The sequence below is a fragment of the Streptomyces sp. NPDC004788 genome (assembly GCF_053601115.1).
Map to the genome: position 1 here is coordinate 47,133 of NZ_JBSGBF010000002.1, position 19,466 is coordinate 66,598.

The window sequence follows — 19,466 nt, forward strand, 5'->3', positions numbered from 1 at the left end:
GCGTATAGATCGACGCCGTACATGCATTTTGTGCAAGGGGAACCCGGGAGGACGATCCTGGGCATGCCCACAGCCTCCACCGCCGCCGCCGGGCCCGCCGTCACCGCGGAGCCCCCGCACCGCACGTCCCCGGCCGGTGTGGCCGCCATGCTCGGCAGCGGCCTGTCCACCCAGATCGGGGCCGCGACCGGTTCCCTCGCCTTCCCCGTGCTCGGCCCGGTCGGGGTCGTGGCGGTCCGCCAGTACGTCGCCGCGGTCGTCCTGTTCACCATCGGCCGCCCCCGGCTGCGGGAGTTCACCCGGCACCAGTGGCAGCCCGTGCTCGCCCTCGCCGTCGTGTTCGGGACCATGAACCTCTCCCTCTACACGGCCATCGACCGCGTCGGCCTCGGCCTCGCCGTGACCCTGGAGTTCCTCGGCCCGCTCACCATCGCGCTGGCCGCCACCCGCCGCCGGGTCGACGCCTGCTGCGCGGTGCTCGCCACGGCCGGTGTCGTCGTCCTCATGCGCCCGCAGCCCACCACCGACTACCTCGGCATGGGCGCGGGCCTCCTCGGCGCCTGCTGCTGGGCCGCGTACATCCTGCTCAACCGCACCGTCGGCCGCCGCATCCCCGGCGCCCAGGGCAGCGCCGCCGCGGCCGGGATCTCCGCCGTGATGTTCCTGCCCGTCGGCCTCGTCGTCGCCCTGCGCCACCCGCCGACCGCCGCCTCGCTCGGCTACGCCGTCGCCGCCGGCGTGCTCGCCTCGGCCGTCCCGTACCTCGTGGACCTGTTCACCCTGCGGCATGTGCCCCCGGCGGCGTTCGGCCTCTTCATGAGCGTCAATCCGGTGCTCGCCGCGCTGGTCGGCTGGATCGGCCTCGGCCAGCACCTCGGCTGGGCCGACGCGGCGGCCGTCGGAGCCGTCGTCACCGCCAACGTCGTGAGCATCGCCACCACAGGCCGCTGAGGCGCCCCCTCCGCCGGGGCCCCCGCCTGCCCTTCGCTGCGCCTTCCGGAGGACCGTCCGCCGGGCCCTTCGTCGCTGAGTCCTTCTTCCCCGGGCCCTTCTTCCCCGGGCCTTCCGTCCCCGGCCTCTTCTTCCCCGGACCCTCCATCCCCGGGCCTTCCGTCGCCGGCCCCTCCGTCCCCGGGGCATCCGGCGGGCTGCTCTCCCCCGTCGTCGCGGCCCGCTCTCCGGCGCGGGCCGCGCGCAGCGTCGTGTAGACCGCCCACACGACCGACACGATGGGCACCGCCACCACCGCACCGACGACGCCGGCCGCGATCGTCCCCGCGACGACCGAGATCGCGACCACCAGCGGATGCAGCCGCACCGCCCAGCTCATCACCAGCGGATGCAGCAGATGCCCCTCGATCTGGCCGATCACCACGATCAGGGCGATCACGATCCCCGCCACCAAAGGACCCTTCGACGCCAGCGCCACGACGGCCGCGATGGCGAGCGCGATCGGCGAACCGAACATCGGGACGAACGCCGCCGCGAACTCGAGCAGCGCGAGCGGCACGGCGAGCGGCACCCCGAGCACCCACAGCGCGAGCCCGACCAGGATCGCGTTCGTGGCCGCCACGAGCACGATCCCGTGGGTGTACCCGGTGAGCGTCCGCCACGCCGCCCGCGCCCCCAGATCCGTACGGTCCTGCACGGAGTCCGGCAACTGGTCCCGGAACCACACCCAGTGCCGGTCACCCGAATGGATGAAGAACACCGAGGAGAAGAGCGCGAGCACCAGCGTGGCCAGCACCTCGACCAGCCTGCTCGCCCCACTCAGCGCCCGGCTCACCAGCGTCGAACGGTGCGACGACAGGAACTCCCCGATCCGCGACTGCACGTCGGAGAGCGCCTTCGGATTCATCCGGAACGGCGGCTGCTGCAACCAGTGCTCGATCCGGTCCACACCCGTCCGGAACTCCCGCACAAGCGTCGTGCTCTCACCCGCCACCGCCGCACCCACGAGCGCCAGTACCCCGAGCACGAGCGCGATGCTGCCGAGCAGCGTCAGCGCCACCGCGAGCCCGCGCGGCACCCTCTTCGCGACGACATCGGCGACCGGCCGGAGCAGGGCGGTGACCACCAGGCCCAGGAAGACCGCCACCCCGATCTCGTGGAACCGCCCGAGCACCGCGAACAGCGCGTAGACGAACACACCGACGGCGAGCAGGCGCCACGCGTACGCGGCGGCCGTACGGAGGAACGGGGCGACCGCGGGAGGAGTGCCTGGCTGCATGGCCTTCGACGTACCACCGAGACCCGCCCGCCCCACGCCAACGCCCCGACATTCGCCCGACCGGGTCGCGCCGCACCGGCGTCCGACCGGGTCGCGCCGCACCGGCGTCCGACCGGGTCGCGCCGCACCGGCGTCCGGCTGGGGCGCGTCCGTCGGATCAGCGGCCGGGCGCCAGGTCCGAGGGGTCCGTGTTCGCGCCGCACAGGACCACGCAGACCTTCTCGCCCGCGGCGGGGCGGTAGGCCGGGGCGGGGGAGGTGAGGGCCGCGTAGGCCGTGGCGGCGGCGTGTTCGACGGCGAGGCGGTGGGAGTCCCAGAGGGCGCGGCGGGCGCGGACGATCTCGGCGTCCGGGACCAGGACCGCGTGGACGCCGTCCTGGCGGGCCGCGTGGACGGCCGCCGCGGAGGCGCGGCGGGCGCCGAGGGAGTCGGCGGCGACCGAGTCTACGGTGACGTCCACGGGTCCGCCGGCGGCGAGCGCGGCGTGGAGAGCCCGGCAGTTCTCCGGCTCGACCGCGACCGTACGGACGCCGTGCCGCCGGGCGGCCGCCGCGACGCCCGCGAACAGACCGCCGCCGCCCACCGACACGACGACCGTGTCGAGACCGGGGACCGCCCGGCGGATCTCCTCCAGCAGGGTGCCGGCCCCGGCGGCGACGAGCGGATGGTCGTACGCGTGCGAGGCGAGCGCCCCGCTCCCGGCCGCGAACTCCTCGCAGGCGGCCAGCGCCTCCGCGTACTCCGCGCCGACGAGCCGGACGTCCGCCCCGTAACCGCGCAGCCGGTCGACCTTCACCTGGGGCGCGGTCTCCGGCAGGAAGACGGTCGCCCGCACACCCTGTTCCCGCGCCGCCCAGGCGCACGCGAGTCCCGCGTTGCCGCCGGAGGCGATGGTCACCCCGGCCTCCGGCAGGGTGCCGGACTCGGCGTGGGCGCGCAGGAAGTTCCGCGCGCCGCGTGCCTTGAAGGAGCCGGTGTGCTGGAGGAACTCCAGGGCCAGGAACACCTCGGGCCCGCCGCTCCGCTCCGCCGCGGGCACGACGGCGACGGGGCGGACGAGACCGGCGATGCGCTCGGCGGCGCGCTTCACCTCGTCGTACGTCACGCGGGGCTCGGTCGGGGTCTCGATCGAGGGTTCGTTCGGGAGGTCGTTCGGGAGGTCGTTCGAGGGTTCGGTCCGGGGGTCGGTCTGCACGGTGTTCCTCCCGGGAGGGCCGAGGCATGGGGGACGGGCGGTCTGGGCGCCGATCATGACATCACGCCGGCCTCGGGAACCACCCCGGCGGGGGCCCGGACGTGGTTGCGGTTGCACACACAGTTCGTTCGATCACACGACCTGACGAGGGAAGTTGCACTATCTTCCTCTCCTGTGGACCAGTTGACCGCCGAAGACCCCACCCGCATAGGCCCCTACCGCCTCATCGCCCGCCTGGGCGCCGGCGGCATGGGCCTGGTCTATCTGGGGCGTTCCGAGGCCGGACGCACCGTGGCCGTGAAGGTCGTCCAGGCCGAGTACGCGGGGAACCCGGAATTCCGCAGACGTTTCGCCCGCGAAGTGGCCGCCGCGCGGCTCGTGGGCGGCGCCTGGACCGCGGCGGTGCTCGACGCCGACCCCGAGGCCGCCGTGCCGTGGGTCGCGACCCAGTACATCCCGGGCCCCGACCTGCACACCGTCGTGGCGGACGACTTCGGGCCGCTGCCCGAACCCTCCGTACGCGCCCTGGCCAACCGGCTCGCCCTCGCCCTCGGCGCCGTCCACGCGGCCGGCCTGATCCACCGCGACCTCAAGCCGTCGAACGTCCTCGTCACCGTCGACGGCCCCCGCGTCATCGACTTCGGCATCGCCCGCGCGATGGACAGCCTCGCCGGGGACAGCCTGCACACCCGCACCGGCATGCTGATCGGCTCGCCCGGCTTCATGTCGCCGGAACAGGTCCGCGGCCTCGAACTCACCCCGGCCAGCGACGTGTTCTGCCTGGGCGCGGTCCTCGTGTACGCGGCGACCGGACGCCATCTCTTCGGCGCCACCGACACCGGGCTCAACGCCCACCTGTTCCGCGTCGCTGAGGAGGAGCCGGACCTCACCGGCGTACCGGAGTCGCTGGTCGACCTCGTACGGGTCTGCCTGGCGAAGGACCCGGCCGCCCGGCCCACGCCCCGCGAGGTGGCCGAGCGCACGGCCGAGGACCTGCCGGCGGAATGGCTTCCGGGATCCGTGCTCGCCCAACTCGGCCGTCATGCCGCCGAGTTGCTGGACTTCGCACCGCCGGCGCCGCCCGGCGTCCCGGCGCAGCCCGACCCCCGCCTCGCGCTCGCGCAGCAGCCGGCGCCCGTGCCTCCGCTGCCCGCGTACGCGCCGACCGCGCCCGGATACGGGGGCGCGGCCCCCTACGCCCCGACGGCCCCCGGGTACGGCGCGCCCGGGTACGGCGCCCCGCCCTGGCAGCCGCAGGACGCGGAACCCCCGTATCCGCGCAGATGGCTGGCGCTCGTGGTGGCCTGCCTGGTGACGTTCCTCGTGCCCTTCGAAGCGACACAGCTGAACATGGCGATCCCCGCCATCCAGATGGACCTCCGGCTCGAAACCGACGGGCTGGGCCTGGTGTTCCGGGTCTACGTCGTCGCGCTCGCCGGACTGCTGCTGCTCGGCGGGCATCTCGCCGACCTCCTCGGGCGCAAGAAGACCCTGGTCATCGGCCTCGCCGGCTTCATGGTGGCCTCCGCACTCGGCGGCTCGGCCGGCAGCGAGGGGCTGCTGATCGGGGCCCGCGGCCTCCAGGGCGCCTCCGCCGCGCTGTTGACATCGGCCGCGCTGTCCCTGGTCGCCGCCGCCTTCACCGACCCGCGGGAACGCCGTACGGCCTTCGGCGTCTACGCGGCCGTCATCGGCGCCGGCACGTTCCTCGGGATCTGGGCCGGCGGGACGCTCCTCGAGCTGGCCTCCTGGCGCATGTCCGAATACGCGACCGTTCCGCTGGCCGTCGCCGCTCTCGTCGGCGTCCTCTCGCTCGCGGCCGAGCGCCCCGCACCCGGCGCCGGAGCCCGTCTCGACGTGCCCGGCCTGCTGTTCGGCTCCGCCGGGCTCGTCCTGCTCGTCTACGCATTCGAACGGTTCGGCACGATGGGCTGGACCGACGTCCTGGCCGTGGTCCTCGGCGTGGTCGGCCTCGCGCTCCTCGTGCTCTTCCTGTGGTGGCAGACGTGGACGGCGAGCCCGCTGATGACACCCCGGATGCTGACGGATCCCCGTCGTGCCGGGGCGCTCGTCACCCTGCTGCTGCTCGGCGTCGGGACGGTGATCATGTACTCGGCGCTCGTCTTCCGGCTCCAGACCGGCTACGGCTACTCCCCGATGCAGGCCGGGCTCTTCGTGCTGCCCGCGGTCGTGGCCCAGGTCGTCGCGGCCACGGCGGTCGCCGCCAGGATCCAGCAGCCCAGCGCCTCCGGCTTCCTCATCGCCACGGGCGCGGGACTGACGGCCGCCGGGATCGCGTTCCTCGTGTTCTTCCAGACCCCCGGAGAGTACGCCGGCCAACTCCTGCCCGCCCTGCTCCTCGTCGGCTTCGGCACCGGCCTCGCCTACATGCCGCTCTACGCCGTCCTCACCGAGGGGATCGCCCGGCCGCTGACCGGCGGTGCGGCGGGCGCCGCCGGCTCCGCCGGGCAGCTCGGCGAGGCGATCGGCGGAGCCGTGCTCAACAGCGCCATCGTGGCCCAGCTCGCCGAGGTCGGGCACGATGGCGGTGGATCCGGCTACGGCGAGGCGGTGCTCGGTGCCAACAACACGAGCCTGTGGTGGGCCGCGGGCGCGGCGCTGCTCGCCGCGCTGGTGGGCGGCCTGACGGTCCGGGCCCGTCCGGGGGCGGGGACCGGCGCGGGGCCCGGTCAGCTCTGACCCGTACCCCGTCCCCTTCTCACGCCCGCAGCGTCGTCCACGGCCGCGACCCGTGCTCCGCCGGCGTACCGTCCAGGATCCGGGCCTCGCGCACGGCCGGGTCCAGGGCGATCGTGGCCAGGCTCGCCCAGCGGCTCCCCAGCGGGGCCGGCAAGGGCGTACGTGGGGAGGGCGGGGGCCGCCTTCACCCCGTCACTCCGCTGCCGGGGCCCGGCCGCCGATCGTGCGCAACGCCTCGCGGAGCGCGGCGATTTCACCCTCGTCGAGGTTCTCCACGAAGCGGACGAGCGCGGCCGGCCGGTCCTCGCTGGCGTCCAGGCCGTCCTCCATCAGGGCCGCCGCGTACGCCTCGCGGGTGGCCGCGGCCCGGTACACCCAGACCCGGCCGTCGCGGGCCCGGGTGAGGTAGTCCTTGTGGAAGAGGATCGTGGTCACGGTCGTCACGGTGGTGTACGCGACCTCCCGGTGCCGGTTGATGTCGTCGACGATCTCGCGCACCGTGGCCGGGCGGTTCCACCGCCAGAAGCGGTCCATGATCTCCGCTTCGAGATCCCCCAGCCGCCGCATGGGCCCGATTTCCTCTCCGCTCCACCGACTTGTCGTGGGGGTCATAGTAGACGCGCGGTTCGCGGGGGCGGCCGGGTCGGGCGGCAGTCGGCGTCGGCGCCCGGCCCGGGCTGGGTCGGGCCGGGCGCGAGTCGGGGCTTCGGCTGCCCGGGTCGGGTCGGGCCTGGCGAGAGTCGGGGCTGCGGCCGCCCGGGCCGCTCAGGCCGTGGACTCCCAGGCGGTCAGCAGGCCGTCCAGCCAGGCCGGCGGCAGTTCGGCCGCGTCCCATTCCTCGCGCAGCGGCTCCTCGTCCGTGACCAGACGCTCCAGGACCGCGATGCTGGTGGGGGAGTGGAGCAGCGTGTAGCGGCCGTGGATCGCGATCGGGCTGCCCGGGCCGAACTCCGCGTACATCCGCTCCACATGGGCACGGTGGGTCGAGGCGAACTCGGTGAGCCGGCCCGCGTAACCGGCCCGGCGCCGGGCGGTCATCGTGCCGAGGACGGCGGTCAGGATCTGCTCGGAGACCTCGGGGTCGAGGTCGGACTCGGCGGTGAAGGAGAGGTGGAGCGGGAGCACCGCGACCTTCGCCCGCTCGACCTCCATCCGCGACACGGGCGACCGGGGGCCGGTGGTCGCCGCGGACGGCTCGTGCCCGACGGTCGCGCGCAGGGTCCGCTCGGCGAGCGCGGCGAGTTCGGCGGTGGCCGCGGTGGCGCCGTCGGCCCAGCCGGTGGCGTAGGGCTCGTCCTTGCCCTCGGGTGCGCGCCCGGCGAGGGCGGCGAGTTCGTCGTGGGCGAGCGCGAGCGCGCCGGCCTCGACCAGGCCGATGAGCTGCTCCGCGTCGCCGGACCAGACTCCGGCCCGGGCCAGTAGTTGGACCAGCGTCCGCTTCGCGTTGAGGACGTCGACCGCGTCCAGACGCTGCTCGGCTTCCTCGGTGGCGTTCATGGGGTCCTCCTCGTCGCATGGGCCGCGCCGTCGTGAGCCTACGTGGCGGCGGGTGGTCAATGTGACGGGGCACACGGCCGGGCGGTCCCTGGACAGGTTCGACGCGCCTCTCTAGTCTCGTGCGCACCTATTCAATTTATTGAGTAAGTAGTCCATACTCGCACCGTGGGACGGAGCAGGAGCATGCACCCCTTTCGCAAGGCCGTAGAGGACCGCGACGCCGCCGCCATCGAGGCACAGCTCGCCGAGAACGTCGTCTTCACCAGCCCCGTCGCCTTCCGGCCGTACCTCGGAAAGGCCGTCACCGCGGCGATCCTGCGCGGTGTGATGCGGGTCTTCGAGGACTTCACGTACGTACGCGAGATCGCCGACGTCGGCGGACGCGACCACGCCCTCGTCTTCACCGCCACTGTCGGTGGACGCACCATCCAGGGCTGCGACTTCCTCCACTTCGACGAGGAGGGGAAGATCGACGACTTCACGGTGATGGTCCGCCCGTTGTCGGCGGCGCAGGCGCTCGCGGAGGCGATGGGTGCGCAGTTCGAGCAGATCGCGAAGGAGGCGGCGGAGGCGTAGAGCCGGGGCGTGGGGGTGGCGGGGGGCGCTGGACGGTGGGACGTGGGCGTGGGTGCGGGCGTGGGGGGTGCGGCGCGCGGCTGGCGGGGCACGGGTGGGCGCGGGGCATGGGCAATCCCCGGCGCGAACGGCGGGCGGCTCCGTAGGGTGGCGTCATGATCATCGACCTCCACGCCTACCTCACCCGCATCGGGCTCCCCGGAGGGCATCCCCCCACCGTCGACACGCTGCGTGCCGTCCACCGCGCGCACATGCTGGGCATTCCCTTCGAGAACCTCGACCCCGTCCTCGGCAGCGCGCCCTCGCTCGCCCTGGCGGACCTGGAGGCCAAGCTCGTCCACGGCGAGCGCGGTGGCTACTGCTACGAGCAGAACACCCTGCTCGCCGCCGCGCTCACCGCGCTGGGCTTCCGGGTCACGCTGCTCACCGCGCGCGTCCTCGTCGGCGCGAAGCCGGGCGAGATCCGGCCCCGCACGCACATGCTGATGCTCACTCAGGTCCCCGGTGAGCCGGTGCCGTTCGTGACGGACGTCGGCTTCGGCAGCATCGGCGCCCTCCTCGAACCGATCCCGCTGATCGCCGGCGCGGAACTGCACGACCTGCCGCGCCACCACCGCCTCGTCCAGGAGCCGCACGACGGTCCGCTGGAGCTGTGGAAGCTCCTGACGTACGTGCCGCAGGACGACACCTGGGAAGACCAGTACTCCTTCACGGTCGAGCCCTTCGAGGCCTGCGACTACGAGGTCATCAACTGGCACATCGCCACCAACCCGCGCTCCCCCTTCGCCCGCGCCGTCTACGCCCAGCGCGCCCTCGCCGACGGCACCCACCTCTCCCTCACCGGCCGCCGCCTCACCGAGACGGCCCCCGACGGCGCCCGGGAGACGCGCGAGCTCGCCGACACCGACGAGGTGCTGCGGGTCCTCCGCGACGCCTTCGGCATCAGCCTGCCGCAAGACACGAGCCTGCCGGAGTGACGCCGGCGCCGCCGCCGTCAGCGCGTGGGCCGGTACGGCTCCCAGGGCACGGCGACGACCTGCACCTCGTCCTCGTAGACGACCCGCCCGGGATCCGACGACTCGACGCGCACGCACGCCACCCCGTGCGCCGCCAGCAGGTCCAGATAGCCCGGCACCCGGTCGAGCAGGTGCCGGGCCGTCGCCTTGAACCAGGCGACGGCACCGGGGTGCAGCTCGGGGTCGTACACCGTCGGGTCCGTGGCCGACGGATCGGGGTAGGCGGCGTCGTACCAGTCGTTCGCCGCGCGCCAGAAGCGGTGCTCCTCGGCGCTGAGCAGGCCCTCCCGGGCCAGCCCGTTGGCCAGGGCGAACACCCCGGGGAAGTGGCCGCGCGGGCTGCGGGTCGTGCCCTGGAACCGTATGAAGAGGACGGGTGCTCCCTGCCCGGTGGCGCGCGGTGACATCGGCATCGCAGCAGTATGGCAAGCGGCCCACCGATCCGGGCCGCGTCTGCCCGGCTCCGACTCGGCGGCGGCCGAGGGCCGGGCGCTCGCCGGCTGGATCGACCGGGGCCCCGGCTTCGCGGTGGTTCTGCCGCCCGAGCGGCGGCCGCGAGGGTGAGCCGCGGGGCACCCGATACCCGGGTGAAGAGCAGGCGAAACCCCTGGTAGATTAGTTCTTGTCGCCGCGGGGACAAGAACCCCGCGAGTGGCGCACACCTAGTCCGGGTGGCGGAATGGCAGACGCGCTAGCTTGAGGTGCTAGTGCCCTTTATCGGGCGTGGGGGTTCAAGTCCCCCCTCGGACACGACAGGTTTGTCGACGAAGTGGTGGACGGGCATCGAACCCGTCCACCACTTCGCGTTTCGGGCCCCGGTCCGGTCAACCGGCCCGGCGGCTCCCGCGTCCTTCCCACCGCAACCCGACCGAGCACCACAGCACCCCGCGAGGAACAGGACCAGCCATGAGCGAGCAGGCCCGCGCCCTCTTCGACGCCCTCGACCTGGAGCGGGACGGCACCCTGACCCGTGTCGAGGTCATCCGTGCCCTCCGCGAGAAGGGCCCCACCCTCGTCGCCCGGGGCATGATCCCCGCGTGGGGAGTGGGCGACGCCGACGACTCCTCGGCGCTCTTCGACGAGGCCGACGCGAACGGGGACAAGGTGCTGACGTACGAGGAGTTCGCCGCGGTCGTCGACCGCCGCTTCGGCTGGTGACCGTGCCGGGCGCCGGCCCGGCCCGACTACCGGATGTGCCGGAGGGTGAACTCGGGCAGCGCGTACGGGCCCGCCTGCGGCGCGGCCGGGTCGGCCGGGAGGTCCGCGTCCGGGACGCCGGCCGCGTGGTGCTCGGCGTCGTCCAGGGGGACGTAGTCGAGGACGGCCGGATCGGGCAGCTCCCAGAAGCGGCGCGCGTTGGCGGACACGGCGTACGCCGTGGCGAACCGGGTGCTCGGCGGGGCGGTCAGCGCCGCCCGTACGAAACCGACGGCGTCGCGCGGGCTCAGCCAGGTCGCCAGATGGCGGGCCTCGCCCGGCGCGGGCTCGAAGCTGCCGATGCGCAGACAGATCACCGAGAGCCCGAACTTGTCGGCGTACAACTGCCCGAGGGCCTCCAGGGCCGCCTTGCTCACCCCGTAGAGCCCGTCCGGCCGCACCGGGTCCCGCGGCCCCGTCGTGTGCCCGGCCGGATAGAAGCCGGTGACCCGGTTGCTGCTCGCGAGCACCACCCGGCCGATGCCGTGCCGGCGGGCGGCCTCCAGGACGTGATGGGTGCCCAGGACGTTCGCCTCGAGGAGGTCCGGCAGCGGCGCCTCGTCCGGCACGCCGCCGAGGTGCACGACCGCGTCGACCCCGGCGAGCGCCGCCGCCACCGCTGCGCCGTCCCGCAGATCGACCGTCCGCGCCTCCTCGTTCGCGGCCTCCGCCCGTAGCGCCACCCGATCGAGCAGCACCAGGCGTTCGGCCTCCGCCCGCAGCGCCTCCCGCACCACGGTCCCGATCCGCCCAGCCGCGCCCGTGACCGCGATCGTCCCGAGTCCCACGGCGTCACCCCCAGTTCGTCGACGACCCCGGCATCCTCGTCGCAGACCTTCCCGTCATCAAGAAGTACCGGTCAAGGACCTGCGGCAGATAGTCCGCGCCCGGACCGAGCCGCTCGGCCGCGGCCGTCGACCGTACGAACGCGAGCGTGTCCAGCTCCACTTCAGTACCACCAGTACCCAGCGTACGGGCAAGGGCAGCGTGGCGGCGGCGGACGAGTGCGCCGGGGAGCGGTGGCGCGAGGAAATGGAATCCGAGGCTCCCGAAGCGCCGCCCACGGGTCAGGCCCCACAGCTCCAGCTGTGCGTCCGGCACCTCCACCCCGGTCTCCTCCACCAGCTCCCGCGCCGCATGGCCGCGCAGCGCCGTCATGTCCAAGGCCTCGCCGGCCACCGGTGGTTCGACCGCTCCGCCCGGCAAAGTCCACCGCCCCGGCGCCGCCGTCGCCGTGGAGCCGCGCCCGACCACGAGCCCGTCCTCCGCCGGCAGCAGCACGGTCACGAACACCGAGCCGGGCACCCGCTCGGCCGCCCGCAGCGACCGCAGCCCCCGCATCCGGTACGACACCGCCGCCCACCGCACCACCAACGGCTCGGCCCCGCGCCGTTCCACGCCGAGACTCGCCACCACCCGCCCGTCGAACGCGGCGGGGTTGCGCGCCGTCGTCTCCGCCCAGATCCGGTCCACCTCGCTCCGCTCCCGGGGCGTGAGCACGGGCGCGGCGTGCTCGACGAAGGTGATGCCGTCCGTGTCGAGGAACTCGACGGCAGGGCCGGTCAGCACGGCGTGCCCGGCGAGGGGAGTTCGGTGACGGGCTGCGGGGCGGCCCTCGGGATGCCGAGGCGTTCGCGGGCGTCGTGGACGGCGGCGAGCAGCCGGGCCCCCGCCGCCGGGGGGTGGTCGAACAGGGACAGGGCCTGCTCGGGGGTGGCGAGGATCCGCGCGGTGCCCTTCCCGACGGGCTCGGAGCCGGTGAAGCGCACCGCGTGCGGCGCGCGCTCGTACGGGTCCTCCGGCGGGCCTTCCGTCTCCACGGCGGTTTCGGGCAAGGTGGCCGCGCCCGTGGCCGGGTCGAGCCGGACGAGGACGCGGCCGTCCGGCGCGAAGGCCCATACAGGGGACCGGCCCACCGTCCCGCCTTCCGGGACCGGTCCCGCGGTGCGCGGGGTCGACAGTACGGCGAGGCGGTCGAGCACGGTGGGGGACAGGGGGCGGCCGTCCTCCAGGACGGCGGGGCCGCTCGCGTTGATCCGGGCCCGGAGCGCGGACAGCGCACGGCGCGCGTCCCCGGGGGCCATCAGCTCGGGGAGCCGGGCCGGCTCCACGAACTCGATGCTCTCGATCTCGCTCTCCGGCAGCCGTACGGCGCCGATCCGGGCCTCGTCCCAGGTGCCGCCGTCGTACACGTAAAGGATCTCGCCCGGGAACCGCAGCGCCGCCGGAGCGCCCAACGCCTCCCGCGACACCCAGTCCACGGCCAGGGCCCGGTCGACGACCGCCGTGACGCCGAGCTCCTCCCACAGCTCACGGGCCGCGGCACGCGAAGGCGCCTCGCCCGGATCCACGGCACCGCCGGGCAGCAGACAGGTCGGCCGGTAGTCGACGTGCTGCACCAGGACCCGCCCGCGCACGTCGGTGACGAGCACCGAAGTCCCGGTCCACAGTGCCGCGGCGGCGCGCGCGGCGCCGTACTCCTCGTCAGATGTCGCGCTGGTGGTGGTCACGGAACTCTCCGATCGTCGAGGACGGGCCGCGTTCCTCCCCATCGTGGCCCACGAGCACCTCGCGCGGTTCCCGTTCGGCGGACCGCGCCACCCGATCGATCGGCGCGGGCCGGGCCGGGCCGGACCGCCACCGCCCCCGCTCCGCCCGTCCACCGCGAGCGGTGTCCGCTATGGAATGACATCGCGCCGCTATGTGGCGACTTGTGGGGGCCGCATGTTGTTGCACCGGTGCAGCTACCTGAGGGGTGGGGCGCTCTTGATCGGCCACTTCGCGCCTGCATAAAGTCACGTCGAGCCGAGAAGCGGAACCGCGAACTACGGGGGTTGGTGTGGCTGTCGTCGGACCGGAAGAAGTCGGGAGTATTTCCTCCCTCCGCCGCAGGCTGGCCGGGGACGAGCCCTACGGTTCCGCCGGGCGCATTCGCAATCGCGCGCACGCCACCTACCAATTCCTGGCGCAGATCGGCGCGGAGCGGATTCCCGGACGCGTGGGCGAGTTCCTCGGGCCACTGTCCGTGGAGGGCGCCGCGGCCGGCCGGGTGCTGCACGACACCGTGCTGCGCCGCCGCATCGACCAGGCACGACTGACGATGGCGCGCAGCCGGACCGTCGACTGGGACGAACTCGGGCGCCGCATCGAACCGTTCGTCGACACCTTCGCGTACGACGCCGCGGGAGCCTTCCCGCGCCCCGGATTCGCGCCGCTCGCGGACACCGGACTCGAAATCCTGGTGGACACGGATTTCCGTGACCCGTGGCTGAACGAGTTCCATGAGATATTCCTTGCCGGGCTCACTCCGGACGGTACCCCCGAGCACTACGACATCGTGGGAATGACTCCGGCCGAGACGGAAACCGCCGCCGCCGGCTGGGGAATTCTCCAGGAATACGTGCCGGAACTCGTGGAAAGCATTCGACCGCATTTCTCGCTGCTCGCCGCGGTCGACGGGGAAAGGCCGTTCTTCAGCGCGTCGACCAAGGACGTGCCCTCGGCCGTGTTCGTCTCGCGCGGTTGCCTCACGGACCCGCTGCGGGCGGCCGAGGCGCTGCTGCACGAAGGAGTGCACAGCAAGCTCTACGACATGTACGTCGGCTTCTCGATCCTCGGCGCCGGCTACGACAAGGACACCATCGCCCACGTCGAGCCGGCCTGGCACGAGGGCCGGGAGAGCTGGCCGTTCGACCGGGCACTGGCGGCCTACCACGTCTACGTACACCTCGCGGTGTTCTACTCCACGCTCGCCGCACTGCCCGACGACAGCGCCCTGTGGCGGCACTACACCCGCGGGCAGGTCGAGGAGTCGGCCCGGTCCTGCGGGGAGCGGGCGCGGCTGCTCGGCGCCGATCTGCTGCCGCTCGGCGAGGCCCACGCCGGCGGATCCGGCGTCGCCTTCCTGCGGTGGCTGGACTCCGTACTGACCGACCACCTCAAGGCGCGGAGCGCGGCATGAACCAGGTCTACCAGCACAACCGCGTGATCACCCGGCCCGTCCCCGGCGAGCACAGCCTGCTCGTCTACACCGAGGACCAGCCCAACGTCTTCCTCCTCAACACCAAGACCTGGCTGATTTTCGCCCTGTGTGACGGAGCGACGCACCAGGAGGTCGCTGACCAGTTCGTCAGCGCCGTCGCCGCCACACAGACCAAAGACCAGGCCCTCGGCGATCTCGAAGAGGGTCTGAACCAGCTCGAGCAGAAGGGGCTCGTGCGCAGGATCAGCACCACCAACAGCACCACCAACAGCACCACCGGCACCACCTGAGGCCGGGTCACGCACCCGGTACACCACAGGAAAGGAGGTGATCGTCATGAGCCGTACCCTCATCGAGGAGCTCAAGGCCGCCCTCGCCGGCGCCACCGACGCCGACCTGCTGGTCGACGCGATCGAGCCCGACGGTACCCCGCAGGTCGCGCAGTACGCCGCGATGCCTGCCCCGCAGACCCCCGAGGTCTGATGACACACGCGCACCCCGTGTGCGCGGCTTCCTCGCACATCCCCTTCTGCTCGGGCACCAGGGGGTTTCCGGACCCCCTCGGCCCGCACGCGTCCACCGCTCACCCAGCGACCCCGATGAATGAAAGCGTGCACCGGTCATGCAGTTGAAGACGAAACGCGCCCTGCTGGTCAACCCGCCGCTGTGGAACGCGTACGCCCCCCACCTCGCCGTCCCCCTGCTCACCGCCTGCATGCGCGAACGCGGGCACCGGGTCAGCGCCTACGACCTCGGCATCGAGTCCGTGAACTGGCTCCTCGGCGCCGACGGACTGCGCGCCATGGCCCCGCGCATCCAGCGCGACTGGGCGGGCGACGAGGAGCAGCGCCGTACGCAGGAACGCGCCCGGCTGGTCCTGGAACCGACGATCGAGCTCATCGAAGAGGCCAAGCGGGTCCTCCGGGACGAGCACGCCCTGCACGACGAGGCCCGGCACGCCCAGGCCCGGCTCGTGGTCCGCAACGCCATGTGGTGCGTCTCCGCCGCCTTTCCGGGCCACGAGTTCGACCTGGTCGCCAACGACCTGTACTACTCGGCGCGTTCGTCGCGGCAGGTCCTCGACGCCGTCGTGGACCGCGAACGCAACGTGTACCGCTGGGCGTTCGAGCACTGCATGCCGGCGGACCTGCTCGACGACCCGGACCTGGACCTCGTCGGCGTCAGCGTCTCCGCCGACACCCAGCTGATCGCCGCCCTCACCTTCGTCAAGATCCTGCGCGAACGCCGCCCCGACATCCGCGTGGTCCTCGGCGGCAACTACACCACCCGCATGATCGACCGCTGGACGGAACGCCACCCGTTCTTCGACATGGTCGACTACTTCGTGCACAGCGAGGGCGAGGACGCCCTGCCGATGCTCTTCGAGGCCGACGGCCCCGAGGCGCTCGCCAAGGTCCCCGGCCTGGTCTGGATGGACGGCGACCGGCTGCGCAAGAACCCGCCGCGCAAGGTGCGCATCGAGCAGCTGCCGGCGCCCGACTACGACGACTACCCGCTCGACAAGTACTTCGCCCCCGGCCCCATCCTGCCGGTCTTCGCCTCCCGCAGCTGCGCCTGGGAGTGCGCCTTCTGCGCGATCCCGTTCGCGTCCGGCAAGTACCGCGGCCGCAGCGCCGGCACCACCGTCGACCAGATCGAGTGGCTGGCCAAGCGGCACAACACCCGCTACTTCATGTTCGTCGACGAGATCCTCACCCTGCGGTCCCTGGGCACCGTCGCCGACGAACTGATCAAGCGCGGGACCGACATCAACTGGTACGGCGAGACCCGCTTCGCCCGCGGCCTCGACGAGGACCTCGCCGAGCGGCTCTACGCGTCCGGCTGCCGCCGGATGAACTTCGGCCTGGAGTCGCACGTCCAGCGGGTCCTCGACCTGATGAAGAAGGACACCGAGGTCGGCGCGATCGACACGACCGTCGAGGCGATGCTCAAGGCGGGCGTGCCCGTGCACCTCTTCGTCATCCACGGCTTCCCCGGGGAGACCGAGGAGGAGGCCCGGCACACCGTGGAGTTCGCGGAGAACACGATCCGCCGCGCCACCGACGAGTTCGGCGTCAAGCACTGCACCTGGGGTGGCTCCCCGTTCGTCCTCGACGCCTTCTCGCCGGTCGCCACCGACCCGGAGAAGTTCGGCGTCCGGGTCATCCTGCCGCCGGAGTCCGACGACCTCGCCCTGACCTACGACTACGAGGTCGAGCGCGGCATGGACGCCCGGGAGAGCGTGCTCTTCGGCCGGGACGTGCAGCGCCCGCTGGAGGTCTCCGCCCAGCAGTGGTTCCGCCCCGGCCGGGCCGCGGCCCTCACCGGCGTCGAGGAGTACACCTTCGTACGGGCCAGCAACGGCGCCGAGGCCGCCCAGCTGCTGCCCAACGGCGGCCGCGACGAGAACCCGCTCGCCCCCGGCGAACCGCTGGTCCTCGCCCCGCACACCGAGATCCGCCGGCTGCCGTGGACCGGCGCGACCGGCGCGACCGGCGAAGCGGGCGAGCTGGTCCGCTGGGGCCTGTACGCGGCCATCGGCGACCGGTTCGTCGAACTCCACGCCCCCGACACCGTCGACCTGGACCTGCTGCGCACCGCCACCCCGGCGGAGGCGCTCGCCGGACTCTTCGAGCGCAGCGGCGTCGTCGGTGTCACCGTCACCGGCGCCGAACTCGTCGCCCTCCTCGTCCGCTTCGGCTTCCTGGCCGGCGAGGCCGCCCACTCCGTCCACCCGGCGTCCTGGCCGGACGCCCTGACCTCGGCGGGCACGACGGTCTCCGAAAGCCCCGTCTTCGTCCGCGAACCCGGCGTGCACGAGGTGGAGGAGGAGACCACCATCGTGCTCAGCTCCACCGTGACCGGCCACGCCCTGCGCCTCGGCCGTCTCGGCCGGCTGCTCTGGCTGGCCTGCGAGGACGGCCTCGGCCTGGCCGGCGGCCACGACCCGCACGGCGTCTGGGAGCTGGGCCTGACCGCCGAGACCGAGCGGATCCTCGCCAAGCTGGAGATGTACGGTTTCGTTCACCGGCGCGCCCACGCTGCCGACCTGGAGCCCGCACGTTGACATCAGCGCACGACACGCACGACACGCACGACGCGGACGCCGCCCCGGCGCCGGACCGGCCGCTCAGCGCCGAGTTCCGCAAGCTCTGGGGCGCGTTCGCCGTCTCCGGCATCGGCGACGGCATCCGCATCACCGCACTGCCCCTGTTGGCCGCGGCCCTCACCGGCGACCCGCGACAGGTGGCGCTCGTCGCCACCTTCGAGCGCCTGCCCTGGCTGCTCTTCGCGCTCGTCGGCGGGGCGGTCGCCGACCGCGTGGACCGGCGCCGGCTGATGATCGGTGTCGACGCGCTGCGCTTCGCGCTCGTCGGCGGCTTCCTGGCCCTCGCCTTCAGCGACGCACTGACGGCCGTGACGCTGTACGCCGTCGCCTTCCTGCTCGGCGTCACCGACACGTTCTACGACACGGCGTCCCAGGCGATGATCCCGTCGACCGTCGCCAAGGACTCGCTGGAACGCGCCAACAGCAGGCTCTTCGCCACCAGCGTCGTCAACCTGAGCTTCGCCGGACCGGTGCTCGGCGCCTGGCTGTTCTCCTGGGACCGCCACTCGCCCTTCCTCGTCGACGCCCTCAGCTTCCTGCTCAGCGCGGCCCTGCTGCTGCGCATCAAGCCCGGCCCGGGCGGCTTCCGCGCCGAGCCGCGGCCGGATGCCGAGCCGACCGGCTGGCTCGGCCAGATCCGCGCCGGTCTCGCGTTCCTCCTCCACCACCCCGTGCTGCGCATCCTCACCCTGATGGTGGCGCTGCTCAGCCTGGCCGGCTCGATGGCCATCTCCGTCCTCGTCCTCTACGCGACCAGGACCCTCGGCCTGTCCGACACCGGCTACGGCTGGCTGATCGCCGGCTCGGCTGTCGGGAGCCTGGTCGGCAGCGGCGTCGCGAGCCGGCTCAGCGCGCGCTTCGGCTGGGGCGCCGCACTGACCGTGTCGGTCTTCGGCGCCGGCGCCTCCTTCCTCCTCGCCGGGACGGTGCGCGACCCGTTCGCCGTCGCCGCCCTCCTCGCCCTCAACGGCGCGACCGTCGTCATGTGGAACGTCCTCACCGCTGCGAAGCGCCAGGAACTCGTCCCCGACGAACTGCGCGGCAAGGCGGCCGGCGCCTACCGCCTCGCCGCCTGGGGCATCATGCCCGTCGGCTCGGCCACCGGCGGCTTCCTCGCCGCGCACACCGACCTCTCGGTCCCCATGGTGACCGGTGGCGCGATCCTGCTCCTGGCCGGTGTGCTCTCGCTCCGCCTGGGCGCGGCCGACCGCGCGGCGCGGGCCGTCTGAGTCCTCGACCGGGTCACAGTTCCACGAGGTTCCGTCCCCCTCTGCGGAGCGGCAGGTCACCGAAGGCGGCGTCGTTGGGGCTGAGCTCCGTCGTCCGGGCGCTCTTGTACTCGTTGATCAGGATGGAGCGGTGCCGCGTCGTGAGGTTGGTGCTGGCGCGGTGCGCGGTCAGACAGTGCAGGAAGAGGACGGAGCCCGGGCGGGCCGGCACCGCGACGGCCTCGTCGTCGTCGGGCGCCGGCCGGTCGTGGCGATGGCTGCCCGGCCAGACCAGGGTGGCACCGGACTCGGCGTCCATGTCGTCGAGGTAGATGAGCGCGGTGACCAGTTCCGGCAGGGTGTGCCGGTCGGTGTCGAGGTCGCGGTGCCAGCCTTCCTCGGCCCGCAGCCCGGAGGGACGCAGCCGGGCGAACCCCATGTGGAAGTTGATGTCGGGACCCAGGAGCTCGCCGACGACGTCGAGGACGCGCCGGTCGTGGACGAGGGCGTACCAGTCGTCCCCGGCGAGCGGGGTGTTGACGATCTTCCAGACGGCGTACGGGTTGTACGGGTCGAGTCGCGGCAAGGGACTCTCCGAAGCGGCGTGGACGTACAGCCGGGGATGCCGTCCGGACGACGGCGGGTCGATGAGCGCGGACAGCATCCGTTTCATCCGCGCGACCTCGTCCGCCGAGAAGAGGTCGAGGACCAGGTATCCGTCGCGCTCGAACGCGTCGAGATGGTTCACTGCGGGGC

At 73.1% G+C, this 19,466-nt stretch carries 19 protein-coding genes, 1 tRNA gene and 1 pseudogene; 11 read left to right on the forward strand and 10 right to left on the reverse strand.

The features are described from left to right. Positions 1–63: 63 nt before the first annotated feature. Positions 64–951 carry an EamA family transporter gene (locus ACWEJX_RS01330; protein WP_451605497.1) on the forward strand — a complete coding sequence of 296 codons (888 nt, stop codon included), beginning with the start codon at positions 64–66 and terminating at the stop codon, positions 949–951. Between the two features lie 217 nt (positions 952–1,168). On the opposite strand, the pseudogene ACWEJX_RS01335 reads toward ACWEJX_RS01330, so the two are convergent. Together ACWEJX_RS01335 and ACWEJX_RS01340 are read right to left on the reverse strand one after the other, a co-directional pair. After that, a pseudogene (locus ACWEJX_RS01335) lies at positions 1,169–2,230 on the reverse strand (AI-2E family transporter); the annotation flags it as partial. A 157-nt stretch (positions 2,231–2,387) separates the two neighbouring features. Beyond that, complete coding sequence (locus tag ACWEJX_RS01340) at positions 2,388–3,359, reverse strand: serine/threonine dehydratase (RefSeq protein ID WP_451605642.1); 972 nt, start codon at positions 3,357–3,359, stop codon at positions 2,388–2,390. 240 nt (positions 3,360–3,599) lie between these two features. Between ACWEJX_RS01340 and ACWEJX_RS01345 the strand changes: the two genes are divergently transcribed. Further along, complete coding sequence (locus tag ACWEJX_RS01345; protein WP_451605498.1) at positions 3,600–6,125, forward strand: MFS transporter; 2,526 nt, start codon at positions 3,600–3,602, stop codon at positions 6,123–6,125. A gap of 19 nt (positions 6,126–6,144) precedes the next feature. Here the strand turns inward: ACWEJX_RS01345 and ACWEJX_RS01350 are convergent, their stop codons facing one another. The 3 genes from ACWEJX_RS01350 to ACWEJX_RS01360 form a co-directional block, all read right to left on the reverse strand. Further along, positions 6,145–6,279, reverse strand: coding sequence for a hypothetical protein (locus ACWEJX_RS01350; RefSeq protein ID WP_451605499.1), 135 nt, complete (start codon positions 6,277–6,279; stop codon positions 6,145–6,147). A gap of 38 nt (positions 6,280–6,317) precedes the next feature. Beyond that, complete coding sequence (locus ACWEJX_RS01355) at positions 6,318–6,692, reverse strand: BlaI/MecI/CopY family transcriptional regulator (RefSeq protein ID WP_451605500.1); 375 nt, start codon at positions 6,690–6,692, stop codon at positions 6,318–6,320. Between the two features lie 198 nt (positions 6,693–6,890). Then, positions 6,891–7,622, reverse strand: a complete 732-nt coding sequence (locus tag ACWEJX_RS01360) for a hypothetical protein (RefSeq protein ID WP_451605501.1) — start codon at positions 7,620–7,622, stop codon at positions 6,891–6,893. Between the two features lie 183 nt (positions 7,623–7,805). Between ACWEJX_RS01360 and ACWEJX_RS01365 the strand changes: the two genes are divergently transcribed. Then, a complete protein-coding gene (locus ACWEJX_RS01365; RefSeq protein WP_451605502.1) occupies positions 7,806–8,198 on the forward strand; it encodes a nuclear transport factor 2 family protein in 393 nt (130 codons plus the stop codon). 155 nt (positions 8,199–8,353) lie between these two features. After that, positions 8,354–9,175 carry an arylamine N-acetyltransferase family protein gene (locus tag ACWEJX_RS01370; protein ID WP_451605503.1) on the forward strand — a complete coding sequence of 274 codons (822 nt, stop codon included), beginning with the start codon at positions 8,354–8,356 and terminating at the stop codon, positions 9,173–9,175. Positions 9,176–9,192: 17 nt separating this feature from the next. Here ACWEJX_RS01370 and ACWEJX_RS01375 read toward each other — a convergent pair whose 3' ends face one another. Then, a complete protein-coding gene (locus ACWEJX_RS01375; protein WP_451605504.1) occupies positions 9,193–9,627 on the reverse strand; it encodes a hypothetical protein in 435 nt (144 codons plus the stop codon). A gap of 252 nt (positions 9,628–9,879) precedes the next feature. Here ACWEJX_RS01375 and ACWEJX_RS01380 point away from each other — a divergent pair. After that, positions 9,880–9,964: transfer RNA gene (locus ACWEJX_RS01380), tRNA-Leu, on the forward strand. Positions 9,965–10,120: 156 nt separating this feature from the next. Then, on the forward strand, positions 10,121–10,372 hold the full coding sequence (locus ACWEJX_RS01385; protein WP_403788824.1) for an EF-hand domain-containing protein: 252 nt from the start codon (positions 10,121–10,123) through the stop codon (positions 10,370–10,372). Between the two features lie 26 nt (positions 10,373–10,398). Here the strand turns inward: ACWEJX_RS01385 and ACWEJX_RS01390 are convergent, their stop codons facing one another. Genes ACWEJX_RS01390 through ACWEJX_RS01400 form a run of 3 tightly spaced genes read right to left on the reverse strand, consistent with a single transcriptional unit; the run spans position 10,399 to position 12,921 of the window. Next, on the reverse strand, positions 10,399–11,199 hold the full coding sequence (locus ACWEJX_RS01390) for an NAD-dependent epimerase/dehydratase family protein (protein ID WP_451605505.1): 801 nt from the start codon (positions 11,197–11,199) through the stop codon (positions 10,399–10,401). A 4-nt stretch (positions 11,200–11,203) separates the two neighbouring features. Beyond that, positions 11,204–11,980, reverse strand: a complete 777-nt coding sequence (locus ACWEJX_RS01395) for an NUDIX domain-containing protein (protein ID WP_451605506.1) — start codon at positions 11,978–11,980, stop codon at positions 11,204–11,206. Further along, the gene (locus ACWEJX_RS01400) at positions 11,974–12,921 is read right to left on the reverse strand and encodes an NUDIX domain-containing protein (RefSeq protein WP_451605507.1); all 948 of its coding nucleotides are present in this window, start codon (positions 12,919–12,921) and stop codon (positions 11,974–11,976) included. The genes ACWEJX_RS01395 and ACWEJX_RS01400 overlap by 7 nt, the downstream gene beginning before the upstream one ends. Positions 12,922–13,409: 488 nt before the next feature. Here ACWEJX_RS01400 and ACWEJX_RS01405 point away from each other — a divergent pair, with 488 nt between their 5' ends. From ACWEJX_RS01405 to ACWEJX_RS01425, 5 genes are all read left to right on the forward strand, one after another. Beyond that, a complete protein-coding gene (locus ACWEJX_RS01405) occupies positions 13,410–14,372 on the forward strand; it encodes an aKG-HExxH-type peptide beta-hydroxylase (protein ID WP_451605508.1) in 963 nt (320 codons plus the stop codon). Continuing rightward, positions 14,369–14,683: a hypothetical protein gene (locus ACWEJX_RS01410; protein WP_451605509.1), complete on the forward strand. Its 315-nt coding sequence runs from the start codon at positions 14,369–14,371 to the stop codon at positions 14,681–14,683. Before ACWEJX_RS01405 ends, ACWEJX_RS01410 begins: the two co-directional genes overlap by 4 nt. Positions 14,684–14,729: 46 nt before the next feature. Further along, positions 14,730–14,876: a hypothetical protein gene (locus ACWEJX_RS01415; RefSeq protein WP_389213290.1), complete on the forward strand. Its 147-nt coding sequence runs from the start codon at positions 14,730–14,732 to the stop codon at positions 14,874–14,876. Positions 14,877–15,015: 139 nt separating this feature from the next. Next, positions 15,016–17,460, forward strand: a complete 2,445-nt coding sequence (locus ACWEJX_RS01420; RefSeq protein ID WP_451605510.1) for a B12-binding domain-containing radical SAM protein — start codon at positions 15,016–15,018, stop codon at positions 17,458–17,460. Further along, positions 17,457–18,731 (forward strand): MFS transporter, encoded by a 1,275-nt coding sequence (locus tag ACWEJX_RS01425; RefSeq protein ID WP_451605511.1) that lies wholly within the window; start codon positions 17,457–17,459, stop codon positions 18,729–18,731. Before ACWEJX_RS01420 ends, ACWEJX_RS01425 begins: the two co-directional genes overlap by 4 nt. Positions 18,732–18,744: 13 nt before the next feature. Here ACWEJX_RS01425 and ACWEJX_RS01430 read toward each other — a convergent pair whose 3' ends face one another. Beyond that, positions 18,745–19,458, reverse strand: coding sequence for a phytanoyl-CoA dioxygenase family protein (locus tag ACWEJX_RS01430; RefSeq protein ID WP_451605512.1), 714 nt, complete (start codon positions 19,456–19,458; stop codon positions 18,745–18,747). Between the last annotated feature and the right edge of the window lie 8 nt (positions 19,459–19,466).

Excerpts from the sequence above, each read along its gene's own strand:
- ACWEJX_RS01415 (WP_389213290.1), top strand. The coding sequence starts at position 14,730 with ATGAGCCGTACCCTCATCGAGGAGCTCAAGGCCGCCCTCGCCGGCGCC.
- ACWEJX_RS01410 (WP_451605509.1), top strand. The coding sequence starts at position 14,369 with ATGAACCAGGTCTACCAGCACAACCGCGTGATCACCCGGCCCGTCCCC.
- ACWEJX_RS01365 (WP_451605502.1), top strand. The coding sequence starts at position 7,806 with ATGCACCCCTTTCGCAAGGCCGTAGAGGACCGCGACGCCGCCGCCATC.
- ACWEJX_RS01355 (WP_451605500.1), bottom strand. The coding sequence starts at position 6,692 with ATGCGGCGGCTGGGGGATCTCGAAGCGGAGATCATGGACCGCTTCTGG.
- ACWEJX_RS01330 (WP_451605497.1), top strand. The coding sequence starts at position 64 with ATGCCCACAGCCTCCACCGCCGCCGCCGGGCCCGCCGTCACCGCGGAG.
- ACWEJX_RS01370 (WP_451605503.1), top strand. The coding sequence starts at position 8,354 with ATGATCATCGACCTCCACGCCTACCTCACCCGCATCGGGCTCCCCGGA.
- ACWEJX_RS01385 (WP_403788824.1), top strand. The coding sequence starts at position 10,121 with ATGAGCGAGCAGGCCCGCGCCCTCTTCGACGCCCTCGACCTGGAGCGG.
- ACWEJX_RS01375 (WP_451605504.1), bottom strand. The coding sequence starts at position 9,627 with ATGCCGATGTCACCGCGCGCCACCGGGCAGGGAGCACCCGTCCTCTTC.
- ACWEJX_RS01420 (WP_451605510.1), top strand. The coding sequence starts at position 15,016 with ATGCAGTTGAAGACGAAACGCGCCCTGCTGGTCAACCCGCCGCTGTGG.
- ACWEJX_RS01360 (WP_451605501.1), bottom strand. The coding sequence starts at position 7,622 with ATGAACGCCACCGAGGAAGCCGAGCAGCGTCTGGACGCGGTCGACGTC.